At 58.2% G+C, this 18,159-nt stretch carries 19 protein-coding genes and 1 tRNA gene; 12 read left to right on the top strand and 8 right to left on the bottom strand.

The window, feature by feature from the left end:
* Positions 1 to 240: 240 nt before the first annotated feature.
* The gene (locus CWC48_RS18225) at positions 241 to 597 is read left to right on the top strand and encodes a type II toxin-antitoxin system HigA family antitoxin (protein WP_100492327.1); all 357 of its coding nucleotides are present in this window, start codon (positions 241 to 243) and stop codon (positions 595 to 597) included.
* Positions 598 to 736: 139 nt separating this feature from the next.
* On the opposite strand, the gene thrH is transcribed toward CWC48_RS18225, so the two are convergent.
* A complete protein-coding gene (gene thrH / locus CWC48_RS18220) occupies positions 737 to 1,354 on the bottom strand; it encodes a bifunctional phosphoserine phosphatase/homoserine phosphotransferase ThrH (RefSeq protein WP_099493619.1) in 618 nt (205 codons plus the stop codon).
* Between the two features lie 152 nt (positions 1,355 to 1,506).
* Between thrH and CWC48_RS18215 the strand changes: the two genes are divergently transcribed.
* The 3 genes from CWC48_RS18215 to CWC48_RS18205 all read left to right on the top strand — a co-directional run bounded on the left by CWC48_RS18215 (position 1,507) and on the right by CWC48_RS18205 (position 4,984).
* Positions 1,507 to 2,241 carry a phosphoadenylyl-sulfate reductase gene (locus CWC48_RS18215; RefSeq protein WP_100492326.1) on the top strand — a complete coding sequence of 245 codons (735 nt, stop codon included), beginning with the start codon at positions 1,507 to 1,509 and terminating at the stop codon, positions 2,239 to 2,241.
* A gap of 471 nt (positions 2,242 to 2,712) precedes the next feature.
* Positions 2,713 to 4,242, top strand: coding sequence for an NCS1 family nucleobase:cation symporter-1 (locus tag CWC48_RS18210; protein WP_100492325.1), 1,530 nt, complete (start codon positions 2,713 to 2,715; stop codon positions 4,240 to 4,242).
* Between the two features lie 13 nt (positions 4,243 to 4,255).
* Entirely contained in the window at positions 4,256 to 4,984 is a 729-nt protein-coding gene (locus CWC48_RS18205; protein WP_100492324.1) for an aspartate/glutamate racemase family protein, read from the top strand.
* 105 nt (positions 4,985 to 5,089) lie between these two features.
* Here CWC48_RS18205 and CWC48_RS18200 read toward each other — a convergent pair whose 3' ends face one another.
* Complete coding sequence (locus tag CWC48_RS18200) at positions 5,090 to 6,013, bottom strand: LysR family transcriptional regulator (RefSeq protein ID WP_078049769.1); 924 nt, start codon at positions 6,011 to 6,013, stop codon at positions 5,090 to 5,092.
* 126 nt (positions 6,014 to 6,139) lie between these two features.
* Between CWC48_RS18200 and CWC48_RS18195 the strand changes: the two genes are divergently transcribed.
* The gene (locus CWC48_RS18195; RefSeq protein WP_100492323.1) at positions 6,140 to 6,886 is read left to right on the top strand and encodes a 3-oxoacyl-ACP reductase family protein; all 747 of its coding nucleotides are present in this window, start codon (positions 6,140 to 6,142) and stop codon (positions 6,884 to 6,886) included.
* 130 nt (positions 6,887 to 7,016) lie between these two features.
* On the opposite strand, the gene CWC48_RS18190 is transcribed toward CWC48_RS18195, so the two are convergent.
* Positions 7,017 to 7,703 (bottom strand): HAD-IA family hydrolase, encoded by a 687-nt coding sequence (locus CWC48_RS18190; RefSeq protein ID WP_100492322.1) that lies wholly within the window; start codon positions 7,701 to 7,703, stop codon positions 7,017 to 7,019.
* Between the two features lie 109 nt (positions 7,704 to 7,812).
* Here CWC48_RS18190 and CWC48_RS18185 point away from each other — a divergent pair, with 109 nt between their 5' ends.
* Together CWC48_RS18185 and CWC48_RS18180 are read left to right on the top strand one after the other, a co-directional pair.
* Positions 7,813 to 8,178: a DUF2784 domain-containing protein gene (locus CWC48_RS18185; protein ID WP_078049772.1), complete on the top strand. Its 366-nt coding sequence runs from the start codon at positions 7,813 to 7,815 to the stop codon at positions 8,176 to 8,178.
* A gap of 54 nt (positions 8,179 to 8,232) precedes the next feature.
* The gene (locus CWC48_RS18180; RefSeq protein WP_028617537.1) at positions 8,233 to 8,811 is read left to right on the top strand and encodes a DUF4337 domain-containing protein; all 579 of its coding nucleotides are present in this window, start codon (positions 8,233 to 8,235) and stop codon (positions 8,809 to 8,811) included.
* A 153-nt stretch (positions 8,812 to 8,964) separates the two neighbouring features.
* Here the strand turns inward: CWC48_RS18180 and CWC48_RS18175 are convergent, their stop codons facing one another.
* Positions 8,965 to 9,333 carry a hypothetical protein gene (locus tag CWC48_RS18175; protein ID WP_028617538.1) on the bottom strand — a complete coding sequence of 123 codons (369 nt, stop codon included), beginning with the start codon at positions 9,331 to 9,333 and terminating at the stop codon, positions 8,965 to 8,967.
* A gap of 269 nt (positions 9,334 to 9,602) precedes the next feature.
* On the opposite strand from CWC48_RS18175, the gene CWC48_RS18170 reads away from it, so the two are divergent.
* Both CWC48_RS18170 and CWC48_RS18160 read left to right on the top strand, forming a co-directional pair.
* Positions 9,603 to 10,235: a hypothetical protein gene (locus CWC48_RS18170; protein WP_100492321.1), complete on the top strand. Its 633-nt coding sequence runs from the start codon at positions 9,603 to 9,605 to the stop codon at positions 10,233 to 10,235.
* A 333-nt stretch (positions 10,236 to 10,568) separates the two neighbouring features.
* Positions 10,569 to 10,838: a short-chain dehydrogenase gene (locus CWC48_RS18160; protein ID WP_099493628.1), complete on the top strand. Its 270-nt coding sequence runs from the start codon at positions 10,569 to 10,571 to the stop codon at positions 10,836 to 10,838.
* Positions 10,839 to 11,093: 255 nt separating this feature from the next.
* Here CWC48_RS18160 and CWC48_RS18155 read toward each other — a convergent pair whose 3' ends face one another.
* Positions 11,094 to 11,798 carry a DUF6602 domain-containing protein gene (locus CWC48_RS18155; RefSeq protein WP_100492319.1) on the bottom strand — a complete coding sequence of 235 codons (705 nt, stop codon included), beginning with the start codon at positions 11,796 to 11,798 and terminating at the stop codon, positions 11,094 to 11,096.
* Positions 11,799 to 12,052: 254 nt separating this feature from the next.
* Positions 12,053 to 12,142, bottom strand: a tRNA-Ser gene (locus tag CWC48_RS18150).
* Positions 12,143 to 12,462: 320 nt separating this feature from the next.
* On the opposite strand from CWC48_RS18150, the gene CWC48_RS18145 reads away from it, so the two are divergent.
* The 3 genes from CWC48_RS18145 (at position 12,463) to CWC48_RS18135 (ending at position 15,193) form a co-directional block, all read left to right on the top strand.
* A complete protein-coding gene (locus CWC48_RS18145) occupies positions 12,463 to 13,155 on the top strand; it encodes a crotonase/enoyl-CoA hydratase family protein (protein WP_100492318.1) in 693 nt (230 codons plus the stop codon).
* 212 nt (positions 13,156 to 13,367) lie between these two features.
* Entirely contained in the window at positions 13,368 to 14,090 is a 723-nt protein-coding gene (locus CWC48_RS18140; RefSeq protein WP_100492317.1) for a 1-acylglycerol-3-phosphate O-acyltransferase, read from the top strand.
* A 131-nt stretch (positions 14,091 to 14,221) separates the two neighbouring features.
* Positions 14,222 to 15,193: a magnesium and cobalt transport protein CorA gene (locus CWC48_RS18135; RefSeq protein WP_028617543.1), complete on the top strand. Its 972-nt coding sequence runs from the start codon at positions 14,222 to 14,224 to the stop codon at positions 15,191 to 15,193.
* Here CWC48_RS18135 and CWC48_RS18130 read toward each other — a convergent pair.
* Together CWC48_RS18130 and CWC48_RS18125 are read right to left on the bottom strand one after the other, a co-directional pair.
* Positions 15,190 to 15,915, bottom strand: a complete 726-nt coding sequence (locus CWC48_RS18130; protein WP_078049820.1) for an amidotransferase — start codon at positions 15,913 to 15,915, stop codon at positions 15,190 to 15,192. The two genes, CWC48_RS18135 and CWC48_RS18130, sit on opposite strands and share 4 nt — an antisense overlap.
* A gap of 84 nt (positions 15,916 to 15,999) precedes the next feature.
* The gene (locus tag CWC48_RS18125) at positions 16,000 to 18,147 is read right to left on the bottom strand and encodes a 3-hydroxyacyl-CoA dehydrogenase NAD-binding domain-containing protein (RefSeq protein WP_100492316.1); all 2,148 of its coding nucleotides are present in this window, start codon (positions 18,145 to 18,147) and stop codon (positions 16,000 to 16,002) included.
* Between the last annotated feature and the right edge of the window lie 12 nt (positions 18,148 to 18,159).

Raw genomic sequence — 18,159 nt, 5'->3', positions numbered from 1 at the left:
GTTTCCGGGATTGCATCTCCATCCAGCCGCGCCTATATTCTCCCAAATTGGGAGATCAGCGCGATGCGCATAATCGCTCTCTCAACCCTACGAATATTCTGGGAAAGCCATCCAGCCTATTCCGACGCCAAGACCCCCCTGGTCGAGCTGTACCGCCATCTGGAAAGCGCGACTTACCCAACGCCGCAAGCGCGTAGGAACTCACGCGCAGTACGACCAGATCAACGCGGAGACCGTGTGATGAACATCAAACCTATACATTCCCAGGAAGACCTTACCGCGGCACTTGCGCGCGTGGAGCAACTATGGGGAGCGGAAATCGGCTCACCTGAGGGTGACGAGCTGGAAATTCTTGCTGTCCTCATTGAGAAGTACGAGGCAGAGCATTTTCCGATGCCGCCCTCGGATCCTGTGGGAGCGATCAAATTTCGCATGGAGCAACTGGGCATGACCGCCCGGGACCTGGAGCCATTTATCGGCACCAGTGGGCGGGTGTCCGAAGTGCTCAATCACAAGCGCAAGTTGAGCTTGTCGATGATCAAGCGCTTGCACGAAGGCCTGAGTATTCCTTATGAGCGGTTGCTTGCAGGGGTTTGACTGGAAAATATACGGTGGCTGTACTGGCCCCTTCGCGAGCAAGCCCGCCCCCACATTCGGCCGCATTTCTACACGATAAACGCAGTCGAATGTGGGAGCTGGCTTGCCTGCGAAGAGGCCATCCGCCGCACTGAAAAACTTACAGGCTCAACGACCGATTCGACGCCTTGATAAATTCTTTCTTCAAATCCTCGAACGTATGCACCGCTGGAAACTGCGGGAATTCACGGATCACATTTTCCGGCGCATGGAACAGAATCCCACGGTCGGCTTCGCCCAGCATGGTGGTGTCGTTGTAGGAATCACCCGCGGCAATCACCCGGTAGTACAGGCTCTTGAAGGCCAATACCGATTGGCGCTTGGGGTCTTTCTGGCGCAGTTGGTAACTCACCACGCGGTCGGTTTCGTCGGTAATGAGGCGGTGGCACAGCAGGGTCGGGAAACCCAGTTGGCGCATCAGCGGCTGGGAGAACTCGTAGAAGGTGTCCGACAGGATCACCACCTGGAAGCGCTCGCGCAGCCAGTTGACGAACTCGATGGCGCCGTCCAGGGGCTTGAGGGTGGCGATCACTTCCTGGATGTCGGCCAGCTTGAGCCCGTGCTCATCGAGGATACGCAGGCGTTGCTTCATCAGTACGTCGTAGTCGGGAATGTCCCGGGTGGTGGCCCGCAGGGATTCAATACCGGTTTTTTCGGCGAAGGCGATCCAGATTTCCGGAACCAGCACCCCTTCCAGGTCGAGACAGGCAATTTCCACAAGACACTCCCATTTGTATGTTGTTGGTTGAGCGAGCAAAAGGACTGCCGAACTCTAGCGATTCAAGCTCGCCGCCGCAACGCAGAGCGGATTTTGATACCATCGCTTCCCTATAGAGCGCTCAGCGCCACTGACCTGTAGGAACCGTCCTGATGAACCAAGCCTTCGACGTCGCTGAACTCGCCGCGACTTATGCCAACAAATCCGCCCAGGATATTCTCAAGCTGGCGTTCAGCCAGTTCGGTGATGACCTGTGGATTTCCTTTAGCGGCGCCGAGGACGTGGTGCTGGTGGACATGGCCTGGAAGCTGAACAAGAACGTCAAGGTGTTCAGCCTCGACACCGGCCGCCTGCACCCGGAGACCTACCGGTTTATCGAGCAGGTGCGTGACTTCTACAAGATCGACATCGAGCTGATCTCGCCGGACCAGAGCAAGCTGGAACCCTTCGTCAAAGAGAAGGGGCTGTTCAGCTTCTATAAGGACGGCCACGGCGAATGCTGCGGTGTGCGCAAGATCGAGCCGCTGCGCCGTAAACTTGCAGGCGTGAAGGCCTGGGCCACCGGCCAGCGCCGCGACCAGAGCCCCGGCACCCGCAGCCAAGTGGCGGCGCTGGAAATCGACACGGCCTTCTCCACACCGGAACGCACCCTGTACAAATTCAACCCGCTGGCACAGATGAGCAGTGAGGAAGTCTGGGGTTACATCCGCATGCTGGAGCTGCCGTACAACAGCCTGCATGAGCGCGGCTTCATCAGCATCGGCTGCGAGCCCTGCACCCGCCCGGTACTGCCGAACCAGCACGAGCGCGAAGGCCGCTGGTGGTGGGAGGAAGCCACGCAGAAGGAATGCGGGCTGCATGCGGGGAATATCATCAGCAAGGCCTGATTTTTTCGCAATCGGGTCATCAATGTGGGAGCGGGCTTGCCCGCGATGGCGGTGGACCAGTCGGAATTTTCGTGGCTGATTCTCCGTCATCGCGGGCAAGCCCGCTCCCACAGTTGTTTTATGTGCACGATCAACATGTACACATAGATGTAACGATCGGTGCCATTTATGTGTGCAATTCTTCTAAAGCCGCACCATAACGTAACACCTCTACTCGCTCGCTATTTCCCATCGCGGTTCACACCGCTCCTCGAAAAAATAAATAGCTGTTCAAACGGTCAATTTATATCGCTTTTAATTCAGCTATTTATATTCATCCCCTATAAAAACGAAATTACCCAGCACTTTCATAGATCGAAAACTGGCACGCATGTGGCTTAAGGTGAAAAACGCTTTGTATACAATAAATACAAAACCTACATACACTTTGCCATCGGCGGCATGGCTGCCGATGTGCTGGAGCCTGCCGGAATGCGTACAAGCCTCTCGAACAACATCGCACTGGATCTGCCCTCCTCTTCCCTGAACCCCGAAGCCACCCGTCCCGGTCCATTGGTGCTCAGCCCGCGCCTGCATAACAAGGACCTGGCACCCACCAAAGTCGAAGGCCGGCGCTGGGGGCGCTATAGCATCTTCGCGCTGTGGACCAATGACGTGCACAACATTGCCAACTACTCGTTCGCCATTGGCTTGTATGCATTGGGCCTGGGCGGCTGGCAGATTCTGTTGTCGTTGGGTATTGGTGCGGCGCTGGTGTACTTCTTCATGAACCTGTCGGGCTATATGGGCCAGAAGACCGGCGTGCCCTTTCCGGTAATCAGCCGCATCAGCTTCGGCATCCATGGCGCGCAGATTCCGGCGTTGATCCGCGCAGTGATTGCGATTGCCTGGTTCGGTATCCAGACCTACCTGGCGTCAGTGGTTTTCCGGGTGCTGCTGACGGCGATTCATCCAGGCTTTGCCGAATACGACCACAACGCAATCCTTGGCCTTTCGTCCCTCGGCTGGGCATGTTTTGTGGCGATCTGGCTGGTGCAGTTGGTGATCCTGGCCTACGGCATGGAAATGGTGCGCCGCTATGAGGGCTTCGCCGGGCCGGTGATTCTGCTGACCGTGGCGTCGTTGGCCGGTTGGATGTATTTCCAGACGGGCGGAAACATCGCCTGGTCGATCCGCGAACCCCTGAGCGGCGGCGAGATGTGGCGCAATATCTTTGCCGGTGGCGCGCTGTGGCTGGCGATCTACGGCACGCTGATCCTCAATTTCTGCGACTTCGCGCGCTCCTCGCCCTGCCGCAAGACCATCCAGGTCGGCAACTTCTGGGGCCTGCCGGTAAATATCCTGGTGTTTGCCGCGATCACCGTGTTGCTGTGCGGCGGGCAGTTCCAGCTCAATGGCCGGGTGATCGAAAGCCCTACCGAGATCATCGCCGCAATCCCGAACACCTTCTTCCTGGTGCTGGGCTGCCTGGCCTTCCTGATCGTCACCGTGGCGGTGAACATCATGGCCAATTTCGTTGCGCCGGCCTTTGTGCTGAGCAACCTGGCGCCCAAGTACCTGAACTTTCGTCGCGCCGGTTTGATTAGCGCCACGGTGGCCGTACTGATCCTGCCGTGGAACCTCTACAACAGCCCGCTGGTGATCGTGTATTTCCTCTCTGGCCTGGGCGCGCTGCTGGGCCCGTTGTACGGGGTGATCATGGTCGATTACTGGCTGATTCGTAAAAGCCAGGTCGACGTACCGCAGCTGTATAGCGAAGACCCGAACGGCGTTTTTTACTACAGCCGTGGCGTCAATCTGCGGGCGGTGGCGGCGTTCATTCCGGCGGCCGTGATCGCCATTCTCCTGGCCCTGCTGCCCGGCTTCGCCAGCGTTTCACCGTTTTCCTGGATGTTTGGCGCCGGTATTGCAGGGTTGCTGTACGGGCTGATTGCCAAGCGCCAGCCGTTCTATGCCGATGTCAGCGGCGAAAGCATTGCAGTCGATAACGTCAGTCATTAATCAAGGACCTTCCATGCGTATCCTCGTGGTCAACGTCAACACCACCGAATCCATCACTGAAACCATCGCCCAGCAGGCGCGGGCCGTGGCTGCGCCAGGCACCGAAATTGTCGGGCTCACCCCTTACTTCGGCGCGGAGTCAGTGGAGGGCAACTTCGAAAGCTACCTGGCCGCCATCGCGGTGATGGACCGGGTGATGGCCTACGACCAGCCGTTCAACGCGGTGATCCAGGCCGGCTACGGCGAGCATGGCCGCGAAGGCTTGCAGGAACTGCTCAACGTGCCGGTGGTGGACATCACCGAAGCCGCCGCCAGCACGGCCATGTTCCTGGGCCACGCCTATTCGGTGGTGACCACCCTGGACCGCACTGTGCCGCTGATCGAGGACCGCCTGAAACTGGCCGGCCTCTACCAGCGCTGCGCCTCGGTGCGCGCCAGCGGGATGGCGGTGCTGGAACTGGAAGAAGACCCGCTGGCGGCCATGGAAGCCATCGTGCGCCAGGCTGAACTGGCCATCAGCGAAGACAAGGCCGAAGTAATCTGCCTGGGCTGTGGTGGTATGGCTGGGCTGGATGAACAGATCCGCTACCGTACCGGCGTGCCGGTAGTGGATGGCGTGACCGCAGCGGTGACCATTGCCGAGTCGCTGGTGCGGTTGGGGCTGTCGACGTCGAAGATCAGGACCTATGCAACGCCGAGACCGAAAAAAGTCATCGGTTGGCCGGGCCAGTTCGGACGGTAGACCGAGGTGTGGCCATCGCGGGCAAGCCCAGCTCCCACAGGGGAAGGCATTCCAAGGTGGGAGCTGGCTTGCCTGCGATGGCCGCGATGCGGTGTGAGCGTGCAATCAAATGGCACTGAATCGCTGCCCCAACTGCTGCTCGGCAAACTGCTCAATGATGAAATCTACAAACGCCCGGGTCTTGCCGGGCAGCAGTTTGTGTTCGGCGTAATAAATGGAGATGTTGCCGTCGTCGACACACCAGTCGGGCAGCACACGCACGACTGCACCGCTGTCGAGAAATGGCACGGCCATCGGCATGCTCACCAGCGCAATGCCCAAGCCTTGGGCACTGGCGCAGCAGGCGGCTTCGGAGTCGCTCATGGTCATGCTCGGCTTGAGTACCAGCGGGCTGTGTTCACGCTCGATACTGGTCAACTGCCAGGAACGGATGCGACCGGTCTGCGGTGAACGGATAAGAATGCCTGTGCAGTGCGCCAAGTCTTCTGGGGTTAACACCGGCGCGCGTTGCGCCAGGTAGTCCGGTGACGCCACCAGCACGCGATGAGCCGGCGTCAACTTACGCGCCACCACGCCCTGGGGCAGCTCGAAACCACCACCAATGGCGGCATCGAAGCCCTGCCCGATCAGGTCGACCTGGCGGTTATCGAAATGCCAGTCCGGGCTGATATCCGGAAACCGCTGCATGAACGTCCCCAGCAGCGGCACCACATAGCGATTACCAAACACCGTACCCATGCTGACCTTGAGCGTGCCCACTGGCCGTCCTTCGGCACTGGCCAGGTTGGCCACGGCGTTCTGGATGGTGGTGAGGCTGCCACTGACTTCGTCGAGAAACAGTTTGCCAGCCTCGGTCAGCGTCAGGCGCCGAGTGCTGCGCTGGAACAAGCGCACACCCAGGCGCGCCTCCAGCTTGGCGACACTTTTGCCGACGGCTGCCGGGGTCAGGCTCAGGTGCCGGGCCGCCTCGGCAAAGCTGCCACCTTCGGCGCTGCGCACAAAACATTCGATACTGCCAAAGCTTTCCATATCGCCCCACTCTAAACTTTTGGTTTACACAGACTATCGCAATCACGGTCTACCGGGAGGGGCTGGCGAGGTCGATACTCGGTTCCAACAACAAGGCATCCCGCCTTGAACAGCTAGGAGATCGACATGACCACACAACACCTCAGCGGCAAAGTCGCCTTGATTCAAGGCGGTTCTCGCGGCATCGGCGCCGCCATCGTCAAGCGCCTCGCAGCACAGGGCGCCGCCGTCGCCTTTACCTACGTCAGCTCCGCCGCCAAGGCCGAAGCACTGCAGAACAGCGTGATCAGCGAAGGCGGTAAAGCCCTGGCAATTCACGCCGACAGTGCCGATGCCGGCGCCATTCGCAACGCGGTCAACGCCACGGTCGAAGCCTTTGGGCGCCTGGACATTCTGGTGAACAACGCCGGTGTGCTGGCCATCGCGCCGCTGGAAGACTTCAAGCTGGAAGACTTTGACCAGACCCTGGCGATCAACGTACGCAGCGTGTTTATCGCAACCCAGGAAGCGGCCAAGCACATGGGTGACGGTGGTCGTGTGATCAATATCGGCAGTACCAATGCCGAGCGCATGCCGTTTGGTGGCGGTGGCCCGTATGCAATGAGCAAGGCGGCGCTGGTGGGGTTGACCAAAGGCTTGGCGCGAGACCTGGGGCCGCGTGGTATCACCATCAACAACGTGCAGCCTGGGCCGGTGGATACCGACATGAACCCGGCCAACAGCGATTTTGCCGAAAGCCTGATCGGGTTGATGCCGGTGGGTCGGTATGGGCATGTCGAGGAAATTGCCAGCTTCGTTGCCTACCTGGCTGGGCCAGAAGCCGGTTACATCACCGGTGCAAGCCTGACCATCGATGGTGGCTTCAGCGCCTAGGGCTTCCTGAACACCGCAAATCAAATGTGGGAGGGGCTTGCCCCCGATGGCGGTGTAACAGCCAGCTCATTCGTGGCTGCCCCACCGCAATCGGGGGCAAGCCCCCTCCCACATTTTTAACCGCGATCAGTCAAGGTCGAGGTGGCAGGCCGTAGGCCGCCAGGTCAAAGTCCGCGAGCTTGCGGATGATCTGGTCGGCATGGTGGTATTTGCTGTCGGCCATGGCTTCATCCGGTACGGCGATGGCAGTCATATGGGCAGCTTTGGCAGCAGTGACGCCGAAGGGTGAGTCTTCGAATACCAGGCAATCCTCCGGTGCAACACCCAGGCGGCGGGCGGCGGTGAGGAAGATGTCCGGCGCGGGCTTGGCGGCGCCGACTTCCGGGTCGTCAGCGGTGACGATGGTGTCGAACAGGCCAAACCATTCGCGGTGCAAGGTGGTCTTGTGGCCAAACGAATTGCGCGACGAACTGGTGCCCACGGCAATCGGGATGTGATGTGCCTTCAAGTGCCGCACCAAGGCTTCGGCGCCGGGCATGCCCAAGGCTTTTGGGAAGCGCTCGCTCATCAGCGGTTCACGGATCGTCAGGAATTCGGCGGGCGTGATTGGAAGATCCAGCGCCCTCACCACGTAGTCAGCCAAATCCTGGGCGCCGCGCCCGATGATGTGCTGCTTGATGCTCCAATCGTAGGTGCGGCCGTAGCGTTCGGCGATGATCTGTGTGACTTCGGTGTAGATGCCTTCAGTGTCCAGCAACAGCCCGTCCATATCGAATATCACAGCCTTGATTGGGCCGACTCTACGCGGTGCGTTCATCAAAACAGATCCTTGGGGGGAAGGACTAAAAGGATTCAGCACAATAACGGTCACACTTGTCAGCAAGCAACCCTTTAGACTGTGAACCTCACCTTTCAAAGTACCCGCAATGCTTTACCGCCTAGCTGCCGACAGCCTCGTGCTATTTCACTTGAGCTTCATCCTCTTTGTCCTGTTCGGCGGGTTGCTTGCGCTGAAATGGCGCCCGGCGATCTGGCTGCACCTGCCCGCCGCGGCATGGGGCGTGGCGGTCGAAGTGTTCCACCTGCCCTGCCCACTGACCCGCTGGGAGAACCTGTTTCGTCACCTCGCCGGGCAGGACGGCTATGGCGGTGGATTTATCGAGCATTACATTCTCACGCTGATCTACCCCGCCGGTCTGACTCCGCAGATCCAGTTGGGCCTGGGCGCGTTGGTGCTGGTGATCAACATCGCCGTATACGGATGGTTGATCCGGCGTTATGTACAGGTTTGAGACAGCTTCACTGGTAAAGAATCAAACTCCCTCATTCCCTTCACAGACGCCCCCATGTCCGAAGCCTTCGAAGTCCCCAGCCCTCACGAAAAACACATCGAACACACCACCGAGCATGCCCACGGCCGCGGCGATAATTTCGCCAGCCGTATCGCCGTGATGACCGCCCTCATGGCCACCCTCGGCGCGATGCTCAGCTACCAGGCCGGCTCGACCGAAAGCGAAGCGGCGATGGACAAGAACAACGCCGCCATCTTCAAGACCGAAGCGGCCAACCAGTGGAACTACTACCAGGCTAAATCCAGCCGGCAAAACCTCGCGGAACTGGCCACTCACATTCCGGGTGTGGACGCGGTGCATTACAAGGAAGAAATCGAGCGCTACAAGAACCAGAAGGAAGACGTGCGCAAACAGGCCGAGAAGCTTGAAGCCACGTCGAAGGAATGGGATGAAAAATCGGAACAGGCGCTGCACCAGCATCATCGCTGGGCCCAGGCAATGACCGCGATTCAGATCGCGATTTCGTTGGCGGCGATTACCTTGCTGACGCGGCGGGAGTGGTTGAAGCGGATGTCGTACACCGCAGGCGGCGCAGCAGTGATACTAGGGAGCCTCGCCTGGCTGCATATCTGACCACTTCCAAACACACAGTACCTGTGGCGAGGGAGCTTGCTCCCGCTGGACTTCGCAGCAGTCCCATCTTCATGGCCGCTTCGCGGCCCAACGGGACGCTGCGACGGTTCGACAAGCTCCAGCGCCACAGCCTATGCACTACGCAGCATCGAATCAGGCTCGGTTCGCCGCACGGCTATGGTGGAAGTACAGATACGCCAGCCCGATAGGCGCAATGAAAATCGCCATGGTCCAGCAGATCGCCATGGTGAACACCTTGACGGTCAGCATCAGAATGGCATTCACAAAGAACACGTTGTTGCCAAAAATGTAATCCATGATGCTTTCGTAAACGAAACGCGCGTAGGGATAAAGCAGGCTGTTGACCACGCAATAGAACAGCGCGCCCAGTGTGAACACACCGGTTTTCGAATGGGTCAGCGCGGTATAGATCAGCACGGGAAAAATCAGCCCGAACAGGAAGTTGCGGATGTAGTACTGAGCAGAAAGCCCGCCAAATGTCTTGCGAAGTACCGGGTGCATTTAGATCCCTCTGAATGGCTTTATTGGAAAGGCGGCGACCTTAACAAAGCTTGGAAATCTTCTCCAGCGTTGATGTAAGCCCTTTGCCATTACAGCGCTGCAGAGTAAAAGGAATGGCGAACAACTCACTTCAAGCCGAGGGAAAACCGGTGTCCGCATAACCCGAAGAAACCGTGGCTTCGGGGTTGACGGCTTGGGTGTACGCACAGGCCGGAAGCGCGGGGTGGTAGTCTTGCCACCTCGGAAAAGTCGACTACAGGGAAGTACTGATGCGGATTCTGTTTTTAGCGCTGGGCTGTTTATTGATCACCGCCTGTTCAAGCAACCCGAAAATACTGTTTGAAGAACACGTCAAAAATAGCACCACGCCGTTAGCACTAACTCCCTCCGAGGCCATGCACAATACGCAGGCGGTGCCCATGCCGATCGACCCGGGATGGCGGCCGCCCCAGTGGAAAATCACTGCCGCGGAACCGCGCATCCTAATCAACGAGGTACCGTCGAACTACCGGTTGTTCAGCGTCGCCTTGATAAAGGACAAACCCTTCCATATCGACGTCAACTCTTGGTGCGTCAACTCGTGCCTGGGGTTCAGCAAATACGCCCTGAACCCTTATTTGATCTTGATGGACGCCCAAGGCAATGTGCAGGCTGAAGGCTTTGGCAAGGCGACGGGCATCGTGGGGGTTATCAGCCAAGTCTTGAAGGGCACGGTGAAAAGCAGCGGGACTTACTACCTTATCGTCGCAGCCGATAACCGCACGCCAGGGGAAACCATTGTTATCGACAATGTACTGCTGATGGGTGCAGCGGCGAGCCCGATAGCACCGTTGCGTATTGGGATGGGAAGTTATCCGTTTGGGTCGGTGGGGCCCTTGTTGAATACGGAAGAGGCGCCTTGAGGATGTGGGCCTGCTAATTGATTTGGGCCGTTTCCTACGGCCTATTCAGAAGCGCCACTCTCCCACTTCAAATTCGACCCGCCTATAGTCCAGCGGTCGCTCACATGGCGACCGGGTTTGGCGACTCGACTACAAGATGGCAGAAGCCTCCCGGCGGATTTGCGGGATGCCCCTGCACGCAATAAGCTGCTCCATGGTAGCTGTGCGTGGGAGACCTTCGGGTCTGCCGGTCTTAGTCCGTTCTTGTCCCGGTTCGCCAACCTGCGTACAGCTGCCACCTTTTGTTTGGCGACAAATGCGTGGCTCCCCCCCCTAAGTGAACGGACTTAACGCATGAACCCATACATGGCCCTCACCAGCAACGACAGCACCACGCCTGCCCTTTTCGTCGACACAACCGTCCCGCTTGAAATCCTCCTCGACGCCGCGAACTATCGACTTCGTGCTGTGACGCAGGTGCTTGAGAACCTCGCGCTGCGTAGTGAGATAAGCAGCGATGCGGTGGTACTCAGCGACTTTGCCTTACTGTGCTCTATCCCGTTGCGGGATGGGTGTGACTTGCTGGATGTCATAGAGCGGCGAATGGATGTATCGCAGCCCTAGAAGATATTGCATGCCGCTTTAGGACTATAGCTGCCAGTTTCCCTTGGTTCGGTATACCAATCCAAGGGGTGCTGGTTTCCGAGGGCACGTGAAAAGGCCCCCACACCTGGCACAGATGTGGGGGCCATTGAACATAAGCGACGTTATTCGCAATCAGCGTTCCACGTACCGTCAAATGGGAAATAGACCAAAAATGACTCGCGACCGCATCTACAGGTGGGAGGTGTAAACTCCAGCACAGTTCGCAAGCATCAGTCAGGAGATATACGCATCCCACTTAACACCGCGCATCACTAAGCGACCAGTCACCTTTGACAACAGCGCAAGCAGACGCGCGAGGCCAATGGCGGCATCATCGAACCGAAGGTATGAACTGTTGCCTTCCTTGCTAAATAATATTCCTTCATTTTTAATAAAAATTCCTTTCGTGAGATCTAAGTACACATCTGGCTGGCATGCCTCTGGAAGTTCTGTAAGTTTGTGCTCGATGCTTTCCAATGCTGAGCCTCCGTACGTGACAACAACGCTTAAAATTCTAGCGTGCGGCCAATCTAAGTCGCCAAGCTGAACACCCTCTAGCGTAGTAGGCATGAGCGTTTTCACGCTCTCAATATTGAGAGCTACAGCCTCGAGAACAGATGGTGTTATTTCCGTTTTTATTTCGAAGGTTGCTACAGTTCCCTCTTGGAAAATCAAGTCGTGGCCGCTAGCGAACGGAAGTCGAGGCATGGACTTCAACATCAATACGATGTCTTGCTGTTTGGAGCGTCGACCATTCGAGTCGATAATCACTCCGCTCACAACGCTGGTCATTTCTGGAAGATGCGCCACAAGAAAATCTTGAATGAGTCGCTCTCGAGCCGATCCTGCAGTGACAGAATGTCCCAGCACCCTGGTCATTTCGTATTGAGCATTTAACGCTTTAACAGCCCCTTGACAGTATTCAATTAGCGGTTTCATTAAAGTGCTCTTTCTTTGACTTGAATATAGCGATCTTCTAGGAATCGGGGAGCGGCTGCAAATGGTCGAAGCTAACCACACTTCGGTCAAACCTCGACGGCGGGCCTTCCCACACGAGCAATCACAGGGGCATCTTTACGCACCAGAATGACGCGCCAGTCCCATATTGGTCCCATGGGCCTATTTTTTGGACGCAAAAAAACACAAACCCCCGACTTTCTCTAGGAAAATCAGGGGTTTGCGTTTTCAGAATGTGGCGGTGAAGGAGAGATTCGAACTCTCGATACAATTTCTTGTATACACACTTTCCAGGCGTGCTCCTTAAGCCACTCGGACACTTCACCGTATCTCGTCAAACCAGTTCAGTCTGTCGAGGCGCGCTAATGTAGTCGAAAGCCTTTCTGATGGCAAAGGTTTTTTTCAGAATATTCATGCGGTTAGCCCGTTATGCCGTTCAACGCCCGGCAAGGGGTGGTGATTGTGCCATTCTCAGGCATCGGCGGTGTGCGTCTGGGACGGTGATTGCGCCCTGCGTCTGGCATTCCCACGCCCGGTGCAGGGGAAAACCCTGACTGGCCAGTCAGTCACAGCGCTTTACCGGGGCGGGCGTGGTGGGTAACGTCTGCTGCATACTTCTATAACAAGTCCTACAAGGAACCGCGTCATGAGTGAGTTGATTGCCTACCACCTCGAAGACGGTATCGCGACCCTGACCTTGAGCAACGGCAAGGTCAATGCCATTTCTCCGGCGGTGGTCAGTGCGTTTAATGAAGCGCTGGACCAGGCGGAGAAGGACCGGGCGGTGGTGGTGATCACCGGTACGCCGGGGATTCTGTCGGGTGGTTATGATTTGAAGGTGATGACCGCCGGTCCTAAAGAGGCGATCGGCCTGGTGACGTCCGGCTCGACGTTGGCGCGTCGTCTGTTGTCGCACCCGTTCCCGGTGATTGTGGCGTGCCCTGGGCATGCGGTGGCCAAGGGCGCGTTCCTGCTGTTGTCGGCGGATTACCGGATTGGCGTGGTAGGTCCGTTCAGCATTGGCCTGAACGAGGTGGCGATTGGCATGACCATGCACCACGCCGGTATCGAGTTGGCGCGGGATCGTCTGCGCAAGTCGGCGTTCCATCGCTCGGTGATCAATGCCGAGATGTTCGACCCACAGGGCGCGTTGCAAGCCGGTTTCCTCGACAAGGTGGTGGCACCGGAAGAGTTGCACGCCGCAGCGCTGGAAGCGGCGCGTCAGTTGAAGAAGCTCAATATGAACGCTCACAAGCACACTAAATTGAAGGTGCGTAAGGCGCTGCTGGAAGCCTTGGACGACGCCATCATCCAAGACCAAGGGCATATCCTGAGCTAAGCCCTACACCTGATACGCCAGAGCCCGACCTTGAGTCGGGCTTTTTCTTACAAAGAATTCTGATTCTTCTACAGCCGCTCTAGCGTGCCCATGTCGGTAGATGTTGAAACATGCTCTTAAACATCGCCTATCTCCGAGCTGTACCGGGGTAATTGCCGAATACAGTGCACAACCGTACACTGCGCCACCTTTTTTCCCGATGGGCCGTGTCGATGCTTTTTCTGTTACGTATGTTGTTGATGGGCCTGCACTTTATGCTCGCCGGTGTACTGGGCGTGCTGGTCGGTCTGTGCCGGCCGTTCAATCCGGACAACAGCCGTCTGTGCGCACGCCTCTACGCGTTGCCGGCCATGTGGATCCTGCGGCTGAACGTAAAAGCCGATGTGGACTCGCTGCGCCACAAACCCGGCACTTGCGTGATCATTGCCAACCACCAGTCCAACTATGACCTGTTTGTGTTCGGTAACGTGGTGCCGCATCGCACTGTGTGCATCGCCAAGAAAAGCCTGAAATGGGTGCCGCTGTTCGGCCAGTTGTTCTGGCTGGCGGGCAATGTGCTGATCGACCGGGGCAATGCGCACAAGGCACGCCGCGCGATGCTCACCACCACCCGCACGTTGCAGCATGAGGACACGTCGATCTGGGTGTTCCCGGAGGGCACGCGCAACCTGGGTAAAGGGTTGCTGCCGTTCAAGAAAGGCGCGTTCCATATGGCGATTGCGGCCGGTGTGCCGATTGTGCAGGTGTGTGTCAGTAACTACGTGACACACATGCAGCTCAATCGCTGGAACAGTGGGGATGTGCTCATACGGTCGTTGCCGCCGATTCCTACGACTGGCCTAACTTCGGATGACATCCCGGCGTTGATGCAGGCGTGTCATGTGCAGATGGATGAATGCATCGCGCAGATGGACCGCAAGTTGCGAGCTGTCTGAACATTCTGGGGGCGCTTCGCACCCCGGCGCGAGCAAGCTCGCTCAGCACAAAAAAGCTTGCCGCTACGACGGAACGCCATTCAGGCTAAGCTGCCCAACATCTGTCCTCCCAATAAGAAGCGATCAGCACCATGGGTAGAGTTGTTGCGGCCGCCGTCTACAGCGCCGGTAAGAAAGTCACTGATATCACCCTTGATGAAGGCGCGGCCTGGGCCGCCAAACCCGACCACTTTGTGTGGATCGGCCTGGAAGAACCCGATGCCCAGGAGCTGGCCAACCTGCAACGCCAGTTCAACCTGCATGAATTGGCCATTGAAGACGCCCTTGAAAAACACAGCCGCCCCAAACTGGAAACCTTCGGCGATGCGCTGTTTATCGTTACCTACTCACCGGTGCGCGAGAACGGCAAGCTGGAGTTCATCGAAACCCATATCTTTGCCGGCAACGGCTACATCATCACCGCACGCAACGGCCACTCGGCGTCCTACGGCTTTGTGCGCCAGCGCTGTGAGGCGCGGCCGCTATTGCTGGAGCATGGGGAAGATTTCGTACTTTATGCGCTGCTGGATTTCGTCACCGAGAACTACCAGCCGGTGAGCGAAGCGATCCATGCCGAGATCGATGAGCTGGAGCGCAATGTGCTGTGCAGTTCGTTGAGCGAGCGTGATATCCAGAAGATCCACGGCCTGCGCCGCGACGTGCTGCGGCTCAAGCGCTACGTGGCGCCAATGGTGGAGATCAGCCAGGAGTTGCAGAAGCTCAGCTTTCCGTTTATCGACAAGAACATGCGCCCGTATTTCCGCGACGTGCAGATTCACGTGACGCGCCAGATGGAAGACCTCACTACCCTGCGCGATATCGCCAGCCAGACCATCGAGATCGGTGTGTTACTGGAGGCTTCGCGCCAGAGCGTGGTGCAGCGCAAGTTCGCCGCGTGGGCAGCGATACTCGCCTTCCCCACCGCGGTGGCGGGGATCTACGGGATGAACTTCCAGAACATGCCCGAGCTGCAATGGCACTACGGCTATTTTGCGGTGCTCGGGTTTATTGCGGCAGGCTGCACGGGTTTGTGGGCGAGCTTCAAGCGTTCGGGTTGGCTTTAAACCCGGGCCTCGGGCTTGTGCGCCACAAAACGCATCATCCATTCCGCCACGGTTGCACCGTGGTGGTCACGCTCCAGGCTGGCGACGCCGTTGGTGTAGACCTTTTCGCCCAAGGTTGTCTGAAGGATCTCAAGCAACTCGCGGGAATAGTCGTGGATAAATTCCGGGTGGCCCTGGAAGCACAGCACCTGGTCGCCGATGTGGTACGCCGCAAACGGGCAGAACGCGCTGGATGCAATCACTGTGGCGTTCTCCGGCAACGTGGTCACCTGGTCCTGGTGGCTGATCAACAGCGTCAGCTCTTCCACTTCCGGGCTCATCCACGGCGCCTTGGCATCGAGCTTGTAGTCGTGAATGCCCATGCCCCAGCCCTGGCCGGCGCGTTCGGTCTTGCCACCCAGTAGCAGTGCCAGCAACTGGTGGCCGAAGCAAATGCCGAGCAGCTTGTCGCCGCGCTCGTAACGTTCGAGCAGGTACGTCTTGAGCGTCTGGATCCATGGGTCGGTGCCGAAGGAGTCGGCCTTGCTGCCGGTCACCAAGTAAGCGTCGAACACTTCGTCGTCGGACGGGTATTCACCGTTCACCACGTTATAGACAACAAACTCGGCGGGAATCGGTTGCTTGGAAAACAGGCGCTTGAACATCTGCCCGTAGCCTTGGTATTGATCGATCAAGCCTGGACGCAGGATATCGGTTTCCAGGATACAGACGCGTAGCGACATAAAAAATACCTGACACGGTGATGGGAATAATGCACACCCCAGAGCCTGCCTTGAAATACCCCTTCAAGGCAAGCCCCTCCTGCTTCACCGGAACACGTCACCTTGCGCTGCTTTCTCCAGCAACAATGCCGGCGGCGTGAAACGTTCGCCATATTGCTCGGCCAGGTAACGAGCGCGGGCGATGAAGTCGTTCAAACCGTACTGGTTGATGAACTGCAACGCACCGCCGCTCCAGGCCGCGAAACCAATGCCAAAGATCGAGCCCACGTTGGCGTCCGCCGTGGACATCAACACCCCCTCCTCCACACAGCGTACGGTCTCGATGGCCTGGATAAACAGCAAGCGGTCGCGCACATCCTGTGGCGAGATGCGTTGGTCGGGCCGTTCAAAGCGGCTTTTCAGCTCTGGCCAAAGGTATTTCTGTCCACCGTTGGGATATTCATAAAAACCGCCCCCCGCCGCCTTGCCCACGCGTTTGTATTCGTTGACCAACAGATCGATCACCGCCGTTGCCGGGTGTGTCGGCACGGCCTTGCCTTCGGCCTGCAGATCCTTGGCCGTCTGCTGCCTTATATGGCTCATCAGGCTGAGGGAAACTTCATCCGACACCGCCAACGGCCCCACCGGCATACCGGCCTTGCGCGCTTCGGTCTCGATCATCGGCGCCGCCACGCCTTCGCCCAACATGGCAATTCCTTCGTTGGTGAAAGTGCCAAACACCCTTGAGGTGAAGAACCCACGACTGTCATTGACCACGATCGGGGTTTTCTTGATTTGCAGGACGAAGTCGAAACCTCGCGCCAGGGTTTCGTCGCTGGTGCGCGCGCCCTTGATGATTTCCACCAGGGGCATCTTGTCCACCGGGCTGAAGAAGTGCAGGCCAATGAACTTGCTTTGATCCGGCACCGCCGTGGCCAGGCCGCTGATGGGCAAGGTGGAGGTGTTGGAGGCGATTACGGCCTCGGCGCCGACCACGCTTTGCGCCGCAGCAGACACCTTGGCCTTGAGGTCGCGGTCTTCGAACACCGCTTCGATGATCAAATCACAGCCCGCCAGGTCGGCATCGGCGGCCGTAGGATGGATACGCGCCAAGGTGGCTTCCCGCTGTTCGGCGGTCAATTGCCCACGGCTGACCTTCTTGTCCAGCAGCGCCGCCGAATGCGCCTTGCCCTTCTCGGCGGCTGCCAGGTTGATGTCCTTGAGCACCACCTCGATGCCTGCGCTGGCACTGACATAGGCGATCCCCGCCCCCATCATTCCAGCGCCCAGCACACCGACTTTGCGCGTGACGTAGGGTGCATACCCTTGCGGCCGTGAACTGCCGGCGTTGATCTCGTTGAGCTGGAACCAGAAGGTGCCCATCATGTTTTTTGCCACTTGCCCGGTTACCAACTCCGTGAAGTAGCGGGTTTCGATCAGGTGCGCGGTGTCAAAGTCCACCTGGGCGCCTTCAACGGCAGCGCAGAGGATTTTCTCCGGTGCGGGGAAACAGCCCTGGGTCTTACTGCGCAAAATCGACGGTGTAATCGCCAGCATCTGCGCGACTTTCGGGCTCGACGGGGTACCGCCGGGGATCGAGTAGGCCTTGTTGTCCCACGGCTGCCTGGCATCCGGATTGGCCAGGATCCAGGCACGGGATTGGGCCAGCAACGCTTCGCGGTCCACCGCCAGCGCATTGATCAGGCCAGCTTGCAGCGCCTGCTGCGGCCGCACTTTCTTGCCTTCCAGCAAATACGGCAGGGCCTTTTCCAGCCCCAGCATGCGCACCATGCGCACCACGCCGCCGCCGCCCGGCAGCAGGCCCAGGGTGACTTCCGGCAACCCTAGCTGCACCGACTTGTCGTCCAGCGCGACACGGTAATGACACGCCAGGCAAATCTCCCAGCCGCCCCCCAGCGCCGCGCCATTGATGGCGGCCACCACCGGTTTGCCAAGGGTTTCCAGGCGCCGCAGCTGTGCTTTCAACACCAGCACGCTGTCATAGAATTCCTTGGCGTGAGCCTTGTCGACCTTGATCAGTTCATTCAAATCGCCACCGGCAAAAAATGTCTTCTTGGCCGAGGTAATCACTACCCCGGCGAGGCTATCTTTTTCCGCCTCCAGGCGCTCCACCGTGGCCGCCATGGCCTCGCGGTACACGCTGTTCATGGTGTTGGCGCTTTGGCCGGGCATATCGAGGGTCAGCACGACGATGCCGTCCTGGCCTTTTTCGTAACGAATGGCTTGGGTCATGACAGATTCCTT

This window comes from Pseudomonas sp. S10E 269 (assembly GCF_002798465.1).
In the GTDB taxonomy this organism is placed as follows: Bacteria; Pseudomonadota; Gammaproteobacteria; order Pseudomonadales; family Pseudomonadaceae; genus Aquipseudomonas; species Aquipseudomonas pergaminensis.
The sequence above is the reverse complement of the archived record's forward strand: the minus strand, read 5'-3'. Positions and strand labels throughout refer to the sequence as shown.